The organism is Streptomyces roseirectus, assembly GCF_014489635.1.
Taxonomy (GTDB): Bacteria; Actinomycetota; Actinomycetes; order Streptomycetales; family Streptomycetaceae; genus Streptomyces; species Streptomyces roseirectus.
In genome coordinates this window covers 1,790,136-1,805,695 of sequence record NZ_CP060828.1, presented here as the reverse complement: position 1 = coordinate 1,805,695, position 15,560 = coordinate 1,790,136, and the positions used below count along the sequence as shown (strand labels likewise).

Here is a 15,560-nt window from a genome sequence, read left to right as displayed (position 1 = left end):
GCTTGTGGGCGGGCGCGGGGCGCGGTAGACCGTACTCGCCCGTCGGCGCACGGCGGTCCGCGACGCACCCTGGGGAGAGTCGGTCATGAGCGTGACACAGCACTACCGGGAGGCGTGGGAAGGGTTCTGGCGGGAGGCGCCGCAGGAGCCCGGCTCGGTGCTCTGGGACGCGGAGCCGGACGTCACCGCCGCCGCGCACGTGCCACTGTTCACGCCGCACCTCCTCGACCCCGGGCTGCCGCTGATCGACCTGGGCTGCGGCAACGGGACCCAGACGCGGTTCCTCGCGACCCGCTTCACGCGAGTGCTCGGCGTGGACCTCGCCGAGGCCGCCCTGGAGCACGCCCGCCGCGCCGACCCCGAGGGGCGCGCGGAGTACCGGTTCCTGGACGCCGTCGACCGGGACGCCGCCGAACGCCTCCACGACGAACTGGGCGACGCGAACGTCTACATGAGGGGCCTCCTGCACCAGTGCGGCCCCGAGGACCGCGGGCCCCTCACGGAGGCCGTGGCGGCCCTTCTGGGGGCCCGGGGCCGCGTCTTCCTGGTCGAGCCCTCCGAGGAGGCCGGCGCGATCCTGGGCGGCCTCGCACGCCGTCCCGAGGGGCCGCCACCCAAGGTCGCCCCGATCTTCCGGCACGGCATCGCTCCCGGAGCGGTGTCCGACGCGGCCGTGCCCGGCCACCTGACGTCGGCGGGGCTCACCGTCCTGGCGCTCGGGCAGGCGCCCCTGACGACGACCGAGCACACGGCCGACGGCGCGCTCATCGTGCTGCCGTCCCGGTGGGCCGTGGCGGGGCGCACCGCCTGAGCCGGGCCGAGGGCGATGGCCTCCGCCCTCTTGCGTGGCGTGGATCACACCCCTCAGAGTGAGCGGTCGGCGGGGGTGGTGTCCGTACCCCAGGCCGACGGCCTGACCCCGGATGCGAGGATGTGGCCCCATGACTGCCGGGTGGTGCGCGCGTACAGGGAGAGCCGCGATGTTCGCGGCCGTCTGTGTGCTGCTCGCCGCCCTGGGCCACGTGACGATGTCCGGCGCGGGCCTGCCCGCGTGGGCGCTCGCGGCGGCCTTCGGCGCCACCGGGGCCGTCGCCTGGACGCTCGCCGGACGTGAGCGGGGGCTGCCGGCGGTCGTCGCGGGCGTCCTCGCCGTCCAGACGCTGCTGCACCAGGGGTTCTCCGCCGTCCAGCACGCGGGCACGCCGGACACGGCCGGTATGGCCAGCATGGACATGTCCCAGATGCCTTCCATGGCCCACATGGGCATGCCGCACGCCCACGACGGCATGACGTCTTCCGGCGCGGACGCCTCGACGTCGTCCCCCGGCATGCTCCTCGCCCACCTCCTCGCCGCGCTCCTGTGCGGCCTGTGGCTGGCGTACGGGGAGCGCGCCGCGTTCCGGATCGCCAGGGCCGTCGGCGCCCGCCTGGCGGCCCCGCTGCGGCTCGCGCTCGCCGTGGCCGTGCCGCCGGAGTTCCCGCGCCCCCGGTGGCGGGGACGGCACAGCGCGCGGGCGCCGAAGTCACGTCTGCTCGTCCACTCCCTCACGTCCAGGGGCCCGCCCCCGGGGTGCGCTGCCGCCTGACGGCAGCCGTCGCCCCGAGCCGCCCCCGCGCGCCTCGGGCCACGGCCGTACCCGGCCGCCTCCACCTCACCTTTCTTCACCTTCACCGGACCGGCACGCGCACGCGTGCGCGGTCTCGGACGTGACCCCGAGAAGGACACCCCGACGTGACTGTCTCCACGCTGCCTCCGCCGTGCCCGGACGCCGACGCCTCGCTCACCGCGTGGGCGCTCTCCGCGCGCGACGGCGACCCCGTAGCCGTCGACCGCTGGGTGCGGGCGCTCTACCGGGACGTGCTGCGCTACGTCATCCACCTCAGCGCCGACCCGCAGGGCGCCGACGACCTCGTCCAGGACACCTTCGTCCGCGCCCTCGGCAGCCTGCACCGGTTCGAGGGGCGCAGCTCCTCGCGCGCGTGGCTGCTGACGATCGCCAGGCGCGCGGTCGTCGACAGCCACCGCCGGGCCGCCGTGCGCCCGCGCGTGTGCGACTCCGACGCGTGGGAGGCGGTCGTCGCCCCCGGGTTCGAGGACGGCGTCCTGCTGCTCGACCTGCTGGCGGCGCTGCCCCCGGAGCGCCGGGAGGCGTTCGTGCTGACCCAGATCGCCGGGTGGCCCTACGAGGAGGTGGCCGTCCGCAGCGGCTGCCCCGTCGGCACGGTCCGCTCCCGCGTCGCGCGGGCGCGCGCCACGCTGGCCGCCGCACTGGCCGAGCCCCCGGCTGACGCCGTGGCGTAACGTGACGCCTCATGAAGATCCTGATCAGCGCGGACATGGAGGGCGCCACCGGGGTCACCTGGCCGGCGGACGTGCGGCCGGGTTCCCCGGAGTGGCAGCGGTGCCGGGAGCTGTTCACCTCGGACGTCGACGCGGCCGTCCGCGGCTTCTTCGACGGTGGCGCCGAGCACGTGATGATCAACGAGGCGCACGCCACGATGCGCAACCTGCTGCTTGAGCGTCTTGACGAACGCGTTGACATGTTGACGGGCCGTCACAAGGACCTGTCCATGGTGGAGGGGGTCCAGTACGGCGACGTCGACGGCATCGCGTTCGTCGGCTACCACGGCGGCGCCGGCATGGAGGGCGTCCTCGCCCACACCTACCTCGCCAACAGCATCACCGGCGTCTGGCTGGACGGCGTCCGCGCCAGCGAGGGCCTGCTCAACGCGCGCGTCGTCGCCGAGTACGGCGTCCCCGTGATCCTGGTGACCGGCGACGACGTCGCCTGCGAGGACGCCCTCGGGTACGCGCCCGAGGCGCGGAAGGTCGCCGTCAAGGACCACGTGTCGCGCTACGCGGCCGTCTGCCGCACGCCCGCGCGCACGGCCGCCGACATCCGCGCGGCGGCCCGCGAGGCGACGGCGCTGGCGGTCCGCCACGACCCGGTGAGCGCCGGCCCGCACACGGTGGCCGTCGAGTTCGACGCGGAACACCTCGCGATGGCCGTGACGGTCGTGCCCGGCGTGGAACGCGTGGGGGAGCGCAAGGTCGCCTACACGAGCGAGCACATGTACGACGGCATCCGGACGTTCAAGGCGGTCACGACGATCGCCGCGGCGGCGATCGAGGAGCAGTATGGCTGACCAGCAGGCACGGGACGAGGTCGTGACGTTCACGTCCGACCTGATCCGCTTCGACACCACCAACCGGGGCGGCGGCGACTGCCGCGAGCGGCCCGCCGCCGAGTACGCGGCCGAGAAACTCGCCGAAACCGGCCTGGAACCCGCCTTGTTGGAGCGCGTGCCGGGCCGCACCAACGTCGTCGCCCGCATCGAGGGCACCGACCCGTCGGCGGACGCGCTCCTCGTCCACGGCCACCTCGACGTCGTCCCCGCCGAGGCCGCCGACTGGAGCGTCCACCCGTTCTCCGGCGAGGTCCGCGACGGCGTCGTGTGGGGGCGCGGCGCCGTCGACATGAAGAACATGGACGCGATGGTCCTCGCCGTCGTCCGCTCCTGGGCGCGCGAGGGCGTACGGCCCCGGCGGGACGTGGTGATCGCGTTCACCGCCGACGAGGAGGCCAGCGCCGAGGACGGCTCAGGGTTCCTCGCCGACAAGCACCCCGGGCTCTTCGAGGGCTGCACCGAAGGCATCAGCGAGTCGGGCGCGTTCACCTTCCACGACGGCGCCGGACGCGAGATCTACCCCATCGCGGCCGGTGAACGCGGCACCGCCTGGCTGAAGTTGACCGCGCGCGGCCGCGCCGGGCACGGCTCGAAGGTGAACCGCGAGAACGCCGTCACCCGCCTCGCCGCGGCCATCACCCGCATCGGCGAGTACGAGTGGCCCGCCCGCCTCACCCCCACGGTCAGCGCCGCCCTCACCGAACTCGCCGCGCTCTACGGCGTCGAGGCCGACCTCGACGACGTCGACGCCCTCCTCGACAAGCTCGGCCCCGCCGCGCGCCTCGTCGAGGCGACCGTCCGTAACAGCGCCAACCCGACGATGCTGGACGCCGGTTACAAGGTCAACGTCATCCCCGGCGAGGCCGTCGCCTACGTCGACGGACGGTATCTCGCGGGCGCCGAGGACGAGTTCAGGCAGACGTTGGACAAGCTGACCGGCCCTGACGTCAGTTGGGAGTTCCAGCACCACTCCGTCGCGCTCCAGGCGCCGCTGGACACGCCGACGTACGCCCGACTCCGGGCCGCCGTCCAGGAGTTCGCACCCGAGGGGCACACCGTGCCGTACTGCATGTCGGGCGGCACCGACGCCAAGCAGTTCTCCCGGGTCGGCGTCGTGACGTACGGGTTCGCGCCGCTGAAGCTGCCCGAAGGGCTCGACTACCAGGCGCTGTTCCACGGCGTCGACGAACGCGTCCCCGTCGAGGCGCTGCGCTTCGGCGTCGACGTCCTCGACCGTTTCCTGCGCACCGCGTGAACCGCGTCCTGCCGTACGGCACCTGGCCCTCGCCCGTCACCGCGGACCTCGCCGCCGCGCACGACGGCCGCCCCGACCACGTCGCGTTCGTCGGCGACGAGGTGTGGTGGACCGCGCCCCGGCCCGCCGAGGACGGCCGCCGCGCCCTCGTCCGCCGCCGGCCCGACGGCACCGAGGAGGCGGTCCTGCCGGCGCCCTGGAACGTCCGCAGCCGGGTCCACGAGTACGGCGGCACCCCCTGGGCGGGCACCCTGCACGAGGGTCAACTCCTCGTGGTGTTCGTCCACTTCGCCGACCAGCGGCTCTACCGGTACGACGGCGGCGAACCCCGCCCGCTCACCTCGGCCGGGCCGCGCTGGGCCGACCCGGTCCTGCTGCCGGAGCGCGGCGAAGTCTGGTGCGTGAAGGAGGAGTTCACCGGCCCCGCGCCCACCGACGTACGGCGCGTCCTGGCCGCCGTCGCGCTGGACGGATCCGGCGCCGTCCGCGAACTCACCGACGACACACGGAGGTTCGTCACCGGGCCCCGGCTGTCCCCGGACGGGCGGCGGATGGCGTGGCTCGCCTGGGACCACCCGAGGATGCCGTGGGACGGCACCGACCTGCTCGTCGCCGACGTGGACGGCGGGCCACCCCGCGTCGTCGCGGGCGGCCCGCGGGAGTCCGTCGCCCAGGTCGAATGGGCCCCGGACGGCGGCCTGTTGTACGTCTCCGACCGCGACGGCTGGTGGAACCTGTACCGCGACGGACGCCGACTCCACCCGCGCGAGGAGGAGTTCGGCGGGCCGCTGTGGACGCTCGGGCAACGCTGGTTCGCGCCGCTGGACGACGGGCGGATCGCCGTCGTCCACGGCCGGGGCGCCGCCGCCCTCGGCCTGCTGGACCCCGCCACCGGGGAGATCACCGAACTCGGCGGCGGGCGGACCGAGTTCGCCGCCACGCTCGCCGTGCGCGGGGAGCGGGTCGTCGGGGTCGGCGCGAGCCCGTCCCGCGGGTACGAGGTCGTCGAGGCGGACGCCGCGAGCGGGCGGGTCCGGGCGATCGGCGCCGCGCACCGGGACGCCGTCGCCCCGCAGTACGTGCCGCGACCGGTCGTGCGGACCTTCGCCGGGCCGGACGGCCGGGAGATCCACGCCCAGGTGTACCCGCCGCGCAACCCCGAACACACGGCCCCCGAAGGGGAGTTGCCGCCGTTCGTGGTGTGGGCGCACGGCGGGCCCACCAGCCGGGCGCCGCTCGTGCTCGACCTGGAGGTCGCCTACTTCACCTCGCGGGGCATCGGCGTCGTCGAGGTCGACTACGGCGGCTCCACCGGCTACGGCCGCGCCTACCGCGAACGGCTGCGCGGACGCTGGGGAGTTGCCGACGTCGAGGACTGCGCGGCCGTCGCCCTCGCCCTCGCCGACGAGGGCACCGCCGACCGGGCGCGGCTCGCGATCCGGGGCGGCAGCGCGGGCGGCTGGACCGCCGCCGTCTCGCTGACCGCCACGGACGTCTACGCCTGCGCCGCGATCCGCTACCCCGTCCTCGACCCCGCCGCCTTCGCGGACGGCGGCACGCACGACCTGGAGTCCCGCTACCTCGACGGCCTCATCGGACCGCGCGAACGGTTCGCGCAGCGCTCCCCGGCGGACCACGCGGATCGCGTCCGCGTGCCGTTCCTGCTGCTCCAGGGCCTGGACGACGTCATCTGCCCGCCCGCGCAGTCCGCACGGTTCCTGGCCCGCGTCGATGTGCCGTACACCTACCTCACCTTCGAGGGCGAGGGGCACGGATTCCGCCGGGCCGACACGAACGTGCGCGCCCTGGAGGCCGAACTCGCCCTCTACATCCAGGTGTTCGCGCCCCGAACCACGAAAGAACAGGCCCCGTGAACGAGTTGACCAGGCCCCGGCGCCTCGCCCCCGGCGCCCGCGTCGCGATCGTCGCCCCCAGCGGGCCGATCCCCGAGGAACGCCTCCAGGCCGGCCTCGACGTCCTGCGCGGCTGGGACCTCGACCCCGTCGTCGCGCCCCATGTCCTCGACCGGCACGCCGAGTTCCCCTACCTCGCGGGCACCGACGCCGACCGCGCCGCCGACCTCCAGCGCGCCTGGTGCGACCCCGCCGTCGACGCTGTCATCTGCGCGCGCGGCGGCTACGGCGTCCAGCGCATGGCCGACCTCCTCGACTGGGACGCGATGCGCGCGGCCGGGCCCAAGGTGCTCGTCGGCTTCAGCGACGTCACCGCGCTGCACGAGGCGTTCGCGAACCGGCTCGGCCTCGTCACCCTGCACGGGCCGATGGCGGCCGGCGTCGACTTCGTCAAGAACGCCGCCACGCAGGAACACCTCCGGGCGACCCTCATGGCCCCCGAGACCGTCCAGGTCATCGCCGCGACCGGCGGCGGCGCGCTGGTCGGCGGGCGGGCCGCGGGCGTCCTGCTCGGCGGCTGCCTGGCGCTGCTCGCCGCCGAACTGGGCACGCCCCACGCGCGCGCGTCCGCGCGAGGAGGGCTGCTGTGCCTGGAGGACGTGGGGGAGGAGACCTACCGCCTCGACCGCTACCTCACCCAGCTGCTGCGCGCCGGGTGGCTCGACGGCGTGCGGGGCGTGCTCCTCGGGTCCTGGGCCGACTGCGACGCCTACCCCCTCGTCCGCGCCATGCTGGCCGACCGGCTCGGCGGGCTCGGCGTCCCCGTCGTCGAGGAGTTCGGCTTCGGGCACGCGCCCGGCGCGCTGACGGTGCCCTTCGGGGTCGCCGCCCGGCTCGACGCGGACGCGGGGACGCTGGCGCTGGAGGAACCCGCGCTGCGGTGAGGGCCGTGGGGCTCGCTCCGGGGCGGGGCTCGCCGTGCGGATGCGGCCGGGCGGGCGCACGCTGGTCGCATGAGCCCTAGGACGACTCCCGAGAGCGGGGCGAAGAAGGGCGCGGGCGGCGTGCTCACGCCGGGGCGGATCGCCGTCGCGGTGCTGGCCGTGCTCGCGCTGGTCTTCATCTTCGAGAACACCCGCGCCACCAAGATCCGGCTGCTGATCCCCGAGGTGACGATGCCGCTGTGGACGGCGCTCCTCGCGACCGCCGTCGTGGGGGCGCTGTGCGGGGCGTACTTCGTGCGCCGACGACGGTAGCGGCGGCCCCGCCCCGCGCGGGGCCGTCGTAGGCTGGTCGGATGCCTCATGACCAGCGTTATCTCGCCGAAGGGCCCCGCGTGGGGATACGCCACTTCACCTACGGGGACGGGGCCGAGTTCGCCGCGCGGGCGCGCGAGAGCAAGGAACTGCACCAGCCGTGGCTGTTCCCGCCCGACACGGTCGACGCGTACACCGCGTACGCGTCGCGGCTGATCGAGGACCCGACCAAGGCCGGGTTCCTGGTGTGCGCCAAGGACGACGGGGCGATCGCCGGGTTCATCAACATCAACAACATCGTCGAGGGCGCGTTTCAGTGCGGGGCGCTCGGGTACGGCGCGTTCGCGCACGCCGCCGGGCGGGGGCTGATGCGCGAAGGGCTCGACCTGGTCGTCGGCTACGCCTTCGGGCCGATGCGGCTGCACCGGCTGGAGATAAACGTCCAGCCGGGCAACACGGCGTCCATCGCGCTCGCGCGCGGTGCCGGGTTCCGGCTCGAAGGGCTGTCGCCGAAGATGCTCCACGTCGACGGGGCCTGGCGCGACCATGAGCGGTGGGCGCTCACCGTCGAGATGCGGCCCTGAGGACGGGACGCGCGGGGCCGGTGGCCGTCGGCCGAAGCCCCGTGAACGGCCGCGACGCGGGCCCGCCCACGGGACGGCCGTCAGGTCACTTCCGGCACAGGATCTCGCCGTGCAGGACCGAGAACCAGGCGTCTGGCTGCCGTCCCCACTCCCGCCAGGCGTCCGAGACGGCCCGCAGGTCGTCCAGCGTCGCGTGGCCGCCCTCCGTGGCGCGGTCGGCGTACGCGGACGCCAGCGTGCGGTCCGCCCACAGGCCGCTCCACCAGGCGCGCTCCTCCTCGGACGCGAACGTCCAGGTCGCGGACGTCGACGTGACGTCCGTGAACCCCGCCTCCAGCGCCCAGGAGCGCAGCCTGCGCCCGGCGTCCGGCTCGCCGCCGTTGGCGCGGGCGACCCGCTGGTACAGGTCGGCCCAGGCGTCCATGCCCGCCGAGGCGGGGTACCAGACCATGCCGGCGTAGTCCGAGTCGCGGACGGCGACGAAACCGTTCGGCTTGGTCACGCGGCGCATCTCGCGCAGCGCCCGCACCGGGTCGCCGACGTGCTGGAGGACCTGGTGGGCGTGGACGACGCAGAACGTGTCGTCGGGGTAGTCCAGATCGTGGACGTCGGCGACCGCGAAGTCGACGTTCGTCAGGCCCCGCTCCGCAGCGGTCGCGCGGGCCTGCTCCAGGATGTCCGGGGCATGGTCGACGCCCGTCACGCGGCCGTCGGGGACCAGGGCCGCCAGGTCGGCGGTGATCGTGCCGGGACCGCAGCCGATGTCCAGGATCCGCATGTGCGGCTTCAGCGAACTCAGCAGATAGGCGGCCGAGTTGGCGGCGGTCCGCCAGGTGTGCGAGCGCAGGACGGACTCGTGGTGGCCGTGGGTGTAGACGGCCGTCTCCCGTGCTTTCGGCATGGCTGTGCCCCTTCGCGTCGTCGGGTCGGTGCGGACTTCACGGTAACGCGGCGGGCCGTATGCTGAGATAATCCGTTTCAGTATGTGGTCTGACGGTGTGTCAGGCGCGGGCGCCGTTTATCGGTTTGCCCTGCTGGTCGCGGCCCCGCAGAATGCGGTCCCATGGGACATCTGGAAGCCGCGCACCTCGAGTACTACCTCCCCGACGGGAGGGCGTTGCTCGGCGACGTTTCCTTCCGGGTGGGAGAGGGGGCGGTCGTCGCCCTCGTCGGCCCCAACGGGGCGGGCAAGACGACCCTGCTGCGGCTGATCTCCGGCGAACTCAAACCGCACGGCGGCACCGTCACCGTCAGCGGCGGGCTCGGCGTCATGCGCCAGTTCGTGGGCTCCGTCCGCGACGACACGACCGTCCGCGACCTGCTCGTCTCCGTCGCCCCGCCGGAGATCCGTAAGGCCGCCGGCGCCGTCGACCGCGCCGAGCACGCGCTGATGACCGTGGACGACGAGGCCGCCCAGCTCCAGTACGCGCAGGCCCTCGCCGACTGGGCCGAGGTGCGCGGGTACGAGGCCGAGACGCTGTGGGACATGTGCACGACGGCCGCGCTCGGCATGCCGTACGAGCGGGCGCAGTGGCGCAAGGTGGGCACCCTCTCCGGGGGCGAGCAGAAGCGGCTGGTGCTGGAGGCGCTGCTGCGCGGGGGCGACGAGGTGCTGCTCCTCGACGAACCCGACAACTACCTCGACGTGCCCGGCAAGAGGTGGCTGGAGGAACGGCTCAAGGAGACCCGCAAGACCGTCCTGTTCGTCTCCCACGACCGTGAACTCCTCGCCCGCGCCGCCGAGAAGATCGTCTCCGTGGAGCCCGGACCGGCCGGCGCCGACGCGTGGGTGCACGGCGGCGGGTTCGGGACCTACCACGAGGCGCGGCGTGAACGCTTCGCCCGCTTCGAGGAGTTGCGCAGGCGCTGGGACGAGAAGCACGCGCAGCTCAAGAAGCTGGTGCTGACACTCCGTCAGGCGGCTGCCGTCAGCCACGAGATGTCGTCCCGCTACCAGGCCGCGCAGACCCGGCTGCGCAAGTTCGAGGAGGCCGGGCCGCCGCCGGAGCCGCCCCGCGAGCAGGACATCAGGATGCGGCTCAAGGGCGGGCGCACCGGCGTAAGGGCCGTCACCTGCAAGGGACTTGAGCTGACCGGGCTCATGAAACCGTTCGACCTGGAGGTCTTCTACGGCGAGCGCGTCGCCGTCCTCGGCTCCAACGGGTCAGGGAAATCGCACTTCTTGAGGCTCCTCGCCGGGGAGGACGTCGCGCACACCGGCGAGTGGAAGCTCGGCGCGCGCGTCGTGCCGGGGCACTTCGCGCAGACCCACGCCCACCCCGAACTCCTCGGCCGCGACCTGCTCGACATCCTGTGGACCGAGCACTCCCAGGACCGGGGCGCCGCCATGTCCCGGCTGCGACGCTACGAGTTGACCCAGCAGGCCGAGCAGACCTTCGACCGGCTCTCCGGCGGCCAGCAGGCCCGCTTCCAGATCCTCCTCCTCGAACTCCAGGGCACCACCGCCCTGTTGCTCGACGAGCCGACCGACAACCTCGACCTGGAGTCGGCGGAGGCGCTGCAGGAAGGGCTCGAAGCGTTCGACGGGACCGTCCTCACGGTCACCCACGACCGGTGGTTCGCGCGCTCCTTCGACCGGTACCTGGTGTTCGGCAGCGACGGGAAGGTCCGGGAGACGGCGGAGCCGGTGTGGGACGAGCGGAGGGTGGAGCGGGCGCGGTAGGGGCGCCGGGCGCGGGGGCGGGTGCCATACGCGGGCGCCTGACGTGGGTGCGGACGGCCGCCCGGGGCTTTGGCGGCCGGGTGGAGGTGTTTGCGGGGCGAGGGCCGGGGCAGGCGGAATCACGTGCTTCGGACCGGAGGCACTCCGAGGAGCCTCGCGTCCGGCGGCTCGTTGCACGGCCGTCCGCCGCGCGGGTGCGCTCCCGGTGAACCGTCCACCCCAGAGCACCGGCAAGGGAGTTGCGACCCACCATGCGAACCACAGCGAGCGTGACGCACCACCCGCACGACGACGCCCCCGACACCGCCGAGGCGTTCCGCCGCCTCGCCGACCTGCCGGAGGGCCCCGACCACGACACCCTGCGCGGCGAGATCGTCGAGGCGTGGCTGCCCATGGCGGACCGCCTCGCCGGCCGGTTCCGCAGCCGCGGCGAGAGCCTGGAGGACCTGCGCCAGGTCGCCGCGCTCGGCCTGGTCAAGGCCGTCGACCGCTACGACCCCGACCGGGGCAACGCGTTCGAGAGCTACGCCGTACCGACCGTCACGGGGGAGATCAAACGGCACTTCCGTGACCACCTGTGGACCCTGCACGTGCCGCGCCGGGTGCAGGACCTGCGCAACCGGGTCCGCTTCGCCTGCCAGGACCTCACCCAGGGTAGCGCCGGGCAGCAGCGGCCGAGCGTCGCCGAGATCGCCGAGCGCGCGCAGCTCAGCGAGGAGGACGTGCGCGCGGGCCTGGAAGCGCTCGACAGCTTCACCGCCCTCTCGCTCGACGCCGAGCTGCCCGGCGGCGAGGACGGGTACTCCCTCGGCGACGTCCTCGGGGCACCCGACCCCGCGCTCGACACCGTCGTCGACCGCGAGGCCGTCCGGGGGCGGCTCGCGGCGCTGCCCGAGCGGGAGCGGGCGATCCTCTACATGCGGTTCTTCGGCGACATGACGCAGAGCCGGATCGCCGAACAGCTCGGGATCTCCCAGATGCACGTCTCCCGGCTGATCAGCCGCTGCTGCGAGCGGGTGCGGGAGCAGGTCCTCCAGGACGCCGCCTGAGGCCGCGTGGGGCTGTGCAGGGCCGCGTGGGGCCGTCCGAGGCGGGTTCCGGGAGTCTCTGGGACTCCGGGGCGATCTGGGCCGCTCTGGGGCCGTCTCGGGCCCGGTGCCCGGGGCCTGGGGGCGTCCTTGTGGGGCTGCCCGGTCTGCTCGGGGCCGCCTGGGGCCTCCGTTCACCCGGGCGGGTGCCGCCGCTGCCGCCGAACGAGGGTGCACGCGCGCGTGGCGCCGTGCGGCGGGCTGTGATGGGTGTACGTCCTCCGCAGCCGTCGCACCAAGGAGCGCCATGCGCCGCAGCGTCCGTGTCCTGTCCGCCGCAGTCCTCGCCGGCGGGGTGTGCGCCGTGACGCCGGTCGCCGCCGCCGACCCCGCCGCCGAGGTCACCCCGGCGTCCGTGTCGCCCGGCGGCACGGTCACCGTCTCCGTCACCTGCGACCCCGTCACCGGTACGGCGCCGGCGAGCATCGAGGCGACGTCCCTGGCGTTCGCCGAGGACACGGTGAGTCTTCAGCTGGTGTCCGGCGCCGCCCCCGTCTATCGGGGCACCGCGCGAATCGCGGGGGCCGAGGAGTTCACGGGGCTCGACGGGACGGGGCCCGACACGGCCTGGACGGTCGACGGCACCTGTCCCGGCGCGAGCGGTCGAGGGCGCGCGTGGAGCGTCACGTTGGACGTCTCGCGCGCGGGCGGCGGCGGTCCCGGCGGCGGCAGCACCTGCACACGTCCCCCGCAGCAGTCCCGGCCCGACTCCTGCCCCGGCCCGGCCGTCCAGCACGGCGTCAAGGCCGGCGCCGGCGGCACCTTCACCGACTCCGTCCCCGCCCTGGTCGCCGGCGGCCTGTTCATCGCCGGCGCCTTCGCCGCCGCCGGACACCGGCTGTGGCGCCGGGGCACGGGGGCGGGGGGCTGAGGGCGCCGTGCGGGGTGCGGGAATGGATGGGGACGACTTCGGCGCGGGCGCGCGTGGAGGGGGTGGCGGGGGTGCGCGCGAGGAGAACGGCGCGGGTACGCGCGGGGTGAGCGGCGGGGGTGCGCGCGAGGCGAGTGCTGGGGGTGGTGGCGCGCGGGGGCGGGCGGGCGCGGGTGCCGGGGGAGAGACGGAGGGTTCGGGGCAGCGTCGCGGTGCCGGGGGAGAGACGGAGGGTTCGGGGCAGCGTCGCGGTGCCGGGGGAGCGGGCGCAGGGGACGGCGCCGGCGCGCGGGACGGCCGGGGGGCCGGTGAGGGGCTGAGCGGAGAACGGGAGGCCGGGGCCGGGGGCCGGGCGGGCGGTCCGCGTGGCGGTGACGCCGTAGGGCGGGCGCGTGCGGGTGACGGCTCCGGCGGGAATGCCCCGAGCGGCGGCGATCACACCGGCGGGGCCGGTCCGACGGGCGGCGATGGTGCTCGGCCGGCGCGCGTGGACGGTGGGCACGGGACCGTCCGGTACGGGCCGCCGTTGCCGTCCGACGGGGTTCCGGTGTTGCCGCTGCTCGTGGAGGCGGTGGTGTCGGCGGCGGGGCGGGCGGAGAGCGAGCCGGTGGGTGGGGGTGCCGGGCTGTTGGAGGGGGCGCGCGGGTACTGGGGGCGGCGTGGGATCGGGGGAGGGGAGGTGGTGGGCGCGCCGGGGGCGCCCGCGCTGCTGCTGGCGCTGACCGCCGCGCTGGGCGGGGACGTCCTGGTGCCGCGGCCCTGCGCGGCCTGGTGGGCGCCGTACGCGCGGCTGCTGGGGCGGCCGGTGTTCCACGTGGCCACGCCCGCCGAGTGCGGGGGCGTGCCGGACCCGTACGCGTTGCTGGAGACCGTGCGCCGGGTGCGCGAGGAGGGCGGGGAGCCGAAGCTGCTGGTGCTGTCCGTCGCCGACGACCCCACGGCGACGGTCGCGCCTCCGGAGGCCGTCCACGAGGCGGTGGAGGCCGCCGAGGGGGCCGGGCTGCTGCTGGTCAGCGACGAGACCTGGCGGGACACCGTGCACGCCCCGCACGACACCGTCCTCGTCAGCCCCGCCGAGATGCTGCCCGAACAGGTCATCGCCGTGAGCGACCTCGCGGGCGCGCTGCTGCCGGCCGGCTGGCCCGCCGCGATCGCGAGGTTCCCCGGCACGCCCGCCGGCAACGGCCTCCACGCACGCGTGCTGGACGTCCTCACCGCGCTCGGCGCCCGCGTCGCGACCCCGGTCGCCGCGGCGGCGGCCCGCGCGCTGGCGGAACCCCCGGAGGTCACCGCGCGCGTGGCGGACGTCGCACGGCTGCACGCACGCGTGGCGGACGCCGTGCACCGCACCGTCGTCGCGGCGGGCGCCCTGGCCCGGCCCCCGCGCGCGGGACGGCACGTCTACGTCGATCTGGGCCCCTTGCGCCCCGCGCTCGCCGCGCGCGGTGTCGGCGACGCCCAGGAACTGGAGGACCACCTCACCGCCCGGCTCGGGATGCCCGCGCCGGGCGGACACCGGTTCGGCGACGACCTGGGCGCACTGCGCGTACGCCTGTCCACGGGCGCGCTCCTGGGCGCGGCGGACGACGAACGGGCGGAATGCCTCACGTCACCCTCGCCGTTGGAACTGCCACACGTGCACCGTGCGTTGACCCTCGTGAGGTCGGTGTTCGACGGCCTCCGTGACGACGCTCAGCGATGGGAGCCTCGATGACGCAGCAGTCCGAGTCGGCAGCGGCCACGACCACGCGGGACACCGGTGTCCCGGCGGACCCCTCCTCCCTCGCGCCCCCGTACCCGCCGCTCGCCGAACCCCGCCCGCTGGGGGAGCGCCGGGTGTGGCCGCGGGCGTTCCACGACCGGCTGACCGCGCCGCTGCCCGGCCTCAAGGCGATGGCCCGCTTCGCCCGCGAGGGCTCGGTGCGCCCCGGCCGCGAGGGCCTGGCGGACGTCACCCGCCTCCCCGTCACCCAGGGCGCCCCGCCCCGCGTGGACGCCGGCACGGTCGCCGTCACCTGGGCGGGCCACGCCAGCTGGATCGTGAGCGTCGGCGGGCTCACCGTCCTGACCGACCCGGTGTGGTCGCGCCGCATCCTCGGCACGCCCGCGCGCATCACGCCCGTCGGCGTCCCCTGGGAGACGCTGCCGAAGGTCGACGCCGTCGTCATCAGCCACAACCACTACGACCACCTGGACTGGCCCACCCTGCGCAGGCTCCCGCGCGACACCCCCGTGTTCGTGCCGGCGGGCCTGGGTGCCTGGTTCCGGCGGCGGCGCTTCGCGCGCGTGACCGAACTCGACTGGTGGGAGGCCGCCGAACTGGACGGCGTGCGCTTCGACTTCGTCCCCGCCCACCACTGGTCCAAGCGCACCCTGACCGACACCTGCCGGTCCCTGTGGGGCGGCTGGGTCCTCACCGCGCCCGACGGACGGCGCGTCTACTTCGCCGGGGACACCGGCTACGGCCACTGGTTCACCCGCATCGGCCAGCGCTACCCCGGCATCGACCTCGCCCTGCTGCCCATCGGCGCCTACGACCCCCGCTGGTGGCTCAGCGACGTCCACTGCGACCCCGAGGAGGCCGTGCGCGCCGCGCAGGACGTCGGCGCGCGCAGGATGGCGCCCATGCACTGGGGGACGTTCGTGCTCTCCGCCGAACCCGTCCTGGAACCCCTGACACGCGTGCGCGCCGCCTGGGAAGAGGCGGGACTGGACCGCGCGGACCTGTGGGACCTGCCGATCGGAGGGTCGAGAACCCTGGCATGAGCAGTCCGGGCGCGG

At 75.0% G+C, this 15,560-nt stretch carries 16 protein-coding genes; 14 read left to right on the top strand and 2 right to left on the bottom strand.

Features of this window, described 5'->3' with window-relative positions:
• Positions 1–85: 85 nt before the first annotated feature.
• The 9 genes from IAG44_RS07350 to IAG44_RS07310 all read left to right on the top strand — a co-directional run bounded on the left by IAG44_RS07350 (position 86) and on the right by IAG44_RS07310 (position 8,137).
• Positions 86–811 (top strand): class I SAM-dependent methyltransferase, encoded by a 726-nt coding sequence (locus tag IAG44_RS07350; RefSeq protein WP_187746312.1) that lies wholly within the window; start codon positions 86–88, stop codon positions 809–811.
• Between the two features lie 130 nt (positions 812–941).
• Positions 942–1,586 carry a hypothetical protein gene (locus IAG44_RS07345; protein ID WP_187746311.1) on the top strand — a complete coding sequence of 215 codons (645 nt, stop codon included), beginning with the start codon at positions 942–944 and terminating at the stop codon, positions 1,584–1,586.
• 146 nt (positions 1,587–1,732) lie between these two features.
• Entirely contained in the window at positions 1,733–2,302 is a 570-nt protein-coding gene (locus IAG44_RS07340; protein ID WP_187746310.1) for a sigma-70 family RNA polymerase sigma factor, read from the top strand.
• Between the two features lie 11 nt (positions 2,303–2,313).
• Positions 2,314–3,147: a M55 family metallopeptidase gene (locus IAG44_RS07335; RefSeq protein WP_187746309.1), complete on the top strand. Its 834-nt coding sequence runs from the start codon at positions 2,314–2,316 to the stop codon at positions 3,145–3,147.
• Positions 3,140–4,444 carry a M20/M25/M40 family metallo-hydrolase gene (locus IAG44_RS07330; RefSeq protein ID WP_187746308.1) on the top strand — a complete coding sequence of 435 codons (1,305 nt, stop codon included), beginning with the start codon at positions 3,140–3,142 and terminating at the stop codon, positions 4,442–4,444. Before IAG44_RS07335 ends, IAG44_RS07330 begins: the two co-directional genes overlap by 8 nt.
• Positions 4,441–6,318: a prolyl oligopeptidase family serine peptidase gene (locus IAG44_RS07325; RefSeq protein ID WP_187746307.1), complete on the top strand. Its 1,878-nt coding sequence runs from the start codon at positions 4,441–4,443 to the stop codon at positions 6,316–6,318. The genes IAG44_RS07330 and IAG44_RS07325 overlap by 4 nt, the downstream gene beginning before the upstream one ends.
• Positions 6,315–7,241: a S66 peptidase family protein gene (locus IAG44_RS07320; RefSeq protein WP_187746306.1), complete on the top strand. Its 927-nt coding sequence runs from the start codon at positions 6,315–6,317 to the stop codon at positions 7,239–7,241. Before IAG44_RS07325 ends, IAG44_RS07320 begins: the two co-directional genes overlap by 4 nt.
• Positions 7,242–7,310: 69 nt before the next feature.
• Positions 7,311–7,553: a LapA family protein gene (locus tag IAG44_RS07315; protein ID WP_187746305.1), complete on the top strand. Its 243-nt coding sequence runs from the start codon at positions 7,311–7,313 to the stop codon at positions 7,551–7,553.
• A gap of 41 nt (positions 7,554–7,594) precedes the next feature.
• Positions 7,595–8,137, top strand: a complete 543-nt coding sequence (locus IAG44_RS07310; protein ID WP_187746304.1) for a GNAT family N-acetyltransferase — start codon at positions 7,595–7,597, stop codon at positions 8,135–8,137.
• 85 nt (positions 8,138–8,222) lie between these two features.
• Here the strand turns inward: IAG44_RS07310 and IAG44_RS07305 are convergent, their stop codons facing one another.
• Positions 8,223–9,038, bottom strand: coding sequence for a class I SAM-dependent methyltransferase (locus IAG44_RS07305; protein ID WP_187746303.1), 816 nt, complete (start codon positions 9,036–9,038; stop codon positions 8,223–8,225).
• Positions 9,039–9,200: 162 nt separating this feature from the next.
• Between IAG44_RS07305 and IAG44_RS07300 the strand changes: the two genes are divergently transcribed.
• From IAG44_RS07300 to IAG44_RS07290, 3 genes are all read left to right on the top strand, one after another.
• Positions 9,201–10,820, top strand: a complete 1,620-nt coding sequence (locus tag IAG44_RS07300; protein WP_187746302.1) for an ABC-F family ATP-binding cassette domain-containing protein — start codon at positions 9,201–9,203, stop codon at positions 10,818–10,820.
• Between the two features lie 251 nt (positions 10,821–11,071).
• The gene (locus IAG44_RS07295; RefSeq protein ID WP_187746301.1) at positions 11,072–11,869 is read left to right on the top strand and encodes an RNA polymerase sigma factor SigF; all 798 of its coding nucleotides are present in this window, start codon (positions 11,072–11,074) and stop codon (positions 11,867–11,869) included.
• 286 nt (positions 11,870–12,155) lie between these two features.
• On the top strand, positions 12,156–12,779 hold the full coding sequence (locus IAG44_RS07290) for a hypothetical protein (RefSeq protein WP_187746300.1): 624 nt from the start codon (positions 12,156–12,158) through the stop codon (positions 12,777–12,779).
• Here the strand turns inward: IAG44_RS07290 and IAG44_RS07285 are convergent.
• Entirely contained in the window at positions 12,712–13,281 is a 570-nt protein-coding gene (locus tag IAG44_RS07285) for a hypothetical protein (RefSeq protein WP_187746299.1), read from the bottom strand. The two genes, IAG44_RS07290 and IAG44_RS07285, sit on opposite strands and share 68 nt — an antisense overlap.
• On the opposite strand from IAG44_RS07285, the gene IAG44_RS07280 reads away from it, so the two are divergent.
• Positions 13,267–14,493, top strand: coding sequence for an aminotransferase class I/II-fold pyridoxal phosphate-dependent enzyme (locus IAG44_RS07280; protein WP_187746298.1), 1,227 nt, complete (start codon positions 13,267–13,269; stop codon positions 14,491–14,493). The genes IAG44_RS07285 and IAG44_RS07280 overlap by 15 nt on opposite strands.
• On the top strand, positions 14,490–15,545 hold the full coding sequence (locus IAG44_RS07275; protein WP_187746297.1) for an MBL fold metallo-hydrolase: 1,056 nt from the start codon (positions 14,490–14,492) through the stop codon (positions 15,543–15,545). Before IAG44_RS07280 ends, IAG44_RS07275 begins: the two co-directional genes overlap by 4 nt.
• Positions 15,546–15,560 lie beyond the last annotated feature (15 nt).

Coding starts and splice junctions, on each gene's coding strand:
- IAG44_RS07350 (WP_187746312.1), top strand. CDS start 86: ATGAGCGTGACACAGCACTACCGGGAGGCGTGGGAAGGGTTCTGGCGG.
- IAG44_RS07345 (WP_187746311.1), top strand. CDS start 942: ATGACTGCCGGGTGGTGCGCGCGTACAGGGAGAGCCGCGATGTTCGCG.
- IAG44_RS07335 (WP_187746309.1), top strand. CDS start 2,314: ATGAAGATCCTGATCAGCGCGGACATGGAGGGCGCCACCGGGGTCACC.
- IAG44_RS07330 (WP_187746308.1), top strand. CDS start 3,140: ATGGCTGACCAGCAGGCACGGGACGAGGTCGTGACGTTCACGTCCGAC.
- IAG44_RS07315 (WP_187746305.1), top strand. CDS start 7,311: ATGAGCCCTAGGACGACTCCCGAGAGCGGGGCGAAGAAGGGCGCGGGC.
- IAG44_RS07310 (WP_187746304.1), top strand. CDS start 7,595: ATGCCTCATGACCAGCGTTATCTCGCCGAAGGGCCCCGCGTGGGGATA.
- IAG44_RS07305 (WP_187746303.1), bottom strand. CDS start 9,038: ATGCCGAAAGCACGGGAGACGGCCGTCTACACCCACGGCCACCACGAG.
- IAG44_RS07300 (WP_187746302.1), top strand. CDS start 9,201: ATGGGACATCTGGAAGCCGCGCACCTCGAGTACTACCTCCCCGACGGG.
- IAG44_RS07295 (WP_187746301.1), top strand. CDS start 11,072: ATGCGAACCACAGCGAGCGTGACGCACCACCCGCACGACGACGCCCCC.
- IAG44_RS07290 (WP_187746300.1), top strand. CDS start 12,156: ATGCGCCGCAGCGTCCGTGTCCTGTCCGCCGCAGTCCTCGCCGGCGGG.
- IAG44_RS07275 (WP_187746297.1), top strand. CDS start 14,490: ATGACGCAGCAGTCCGAGTCGGCAGCGGCCACGACCACGCGGGACACC.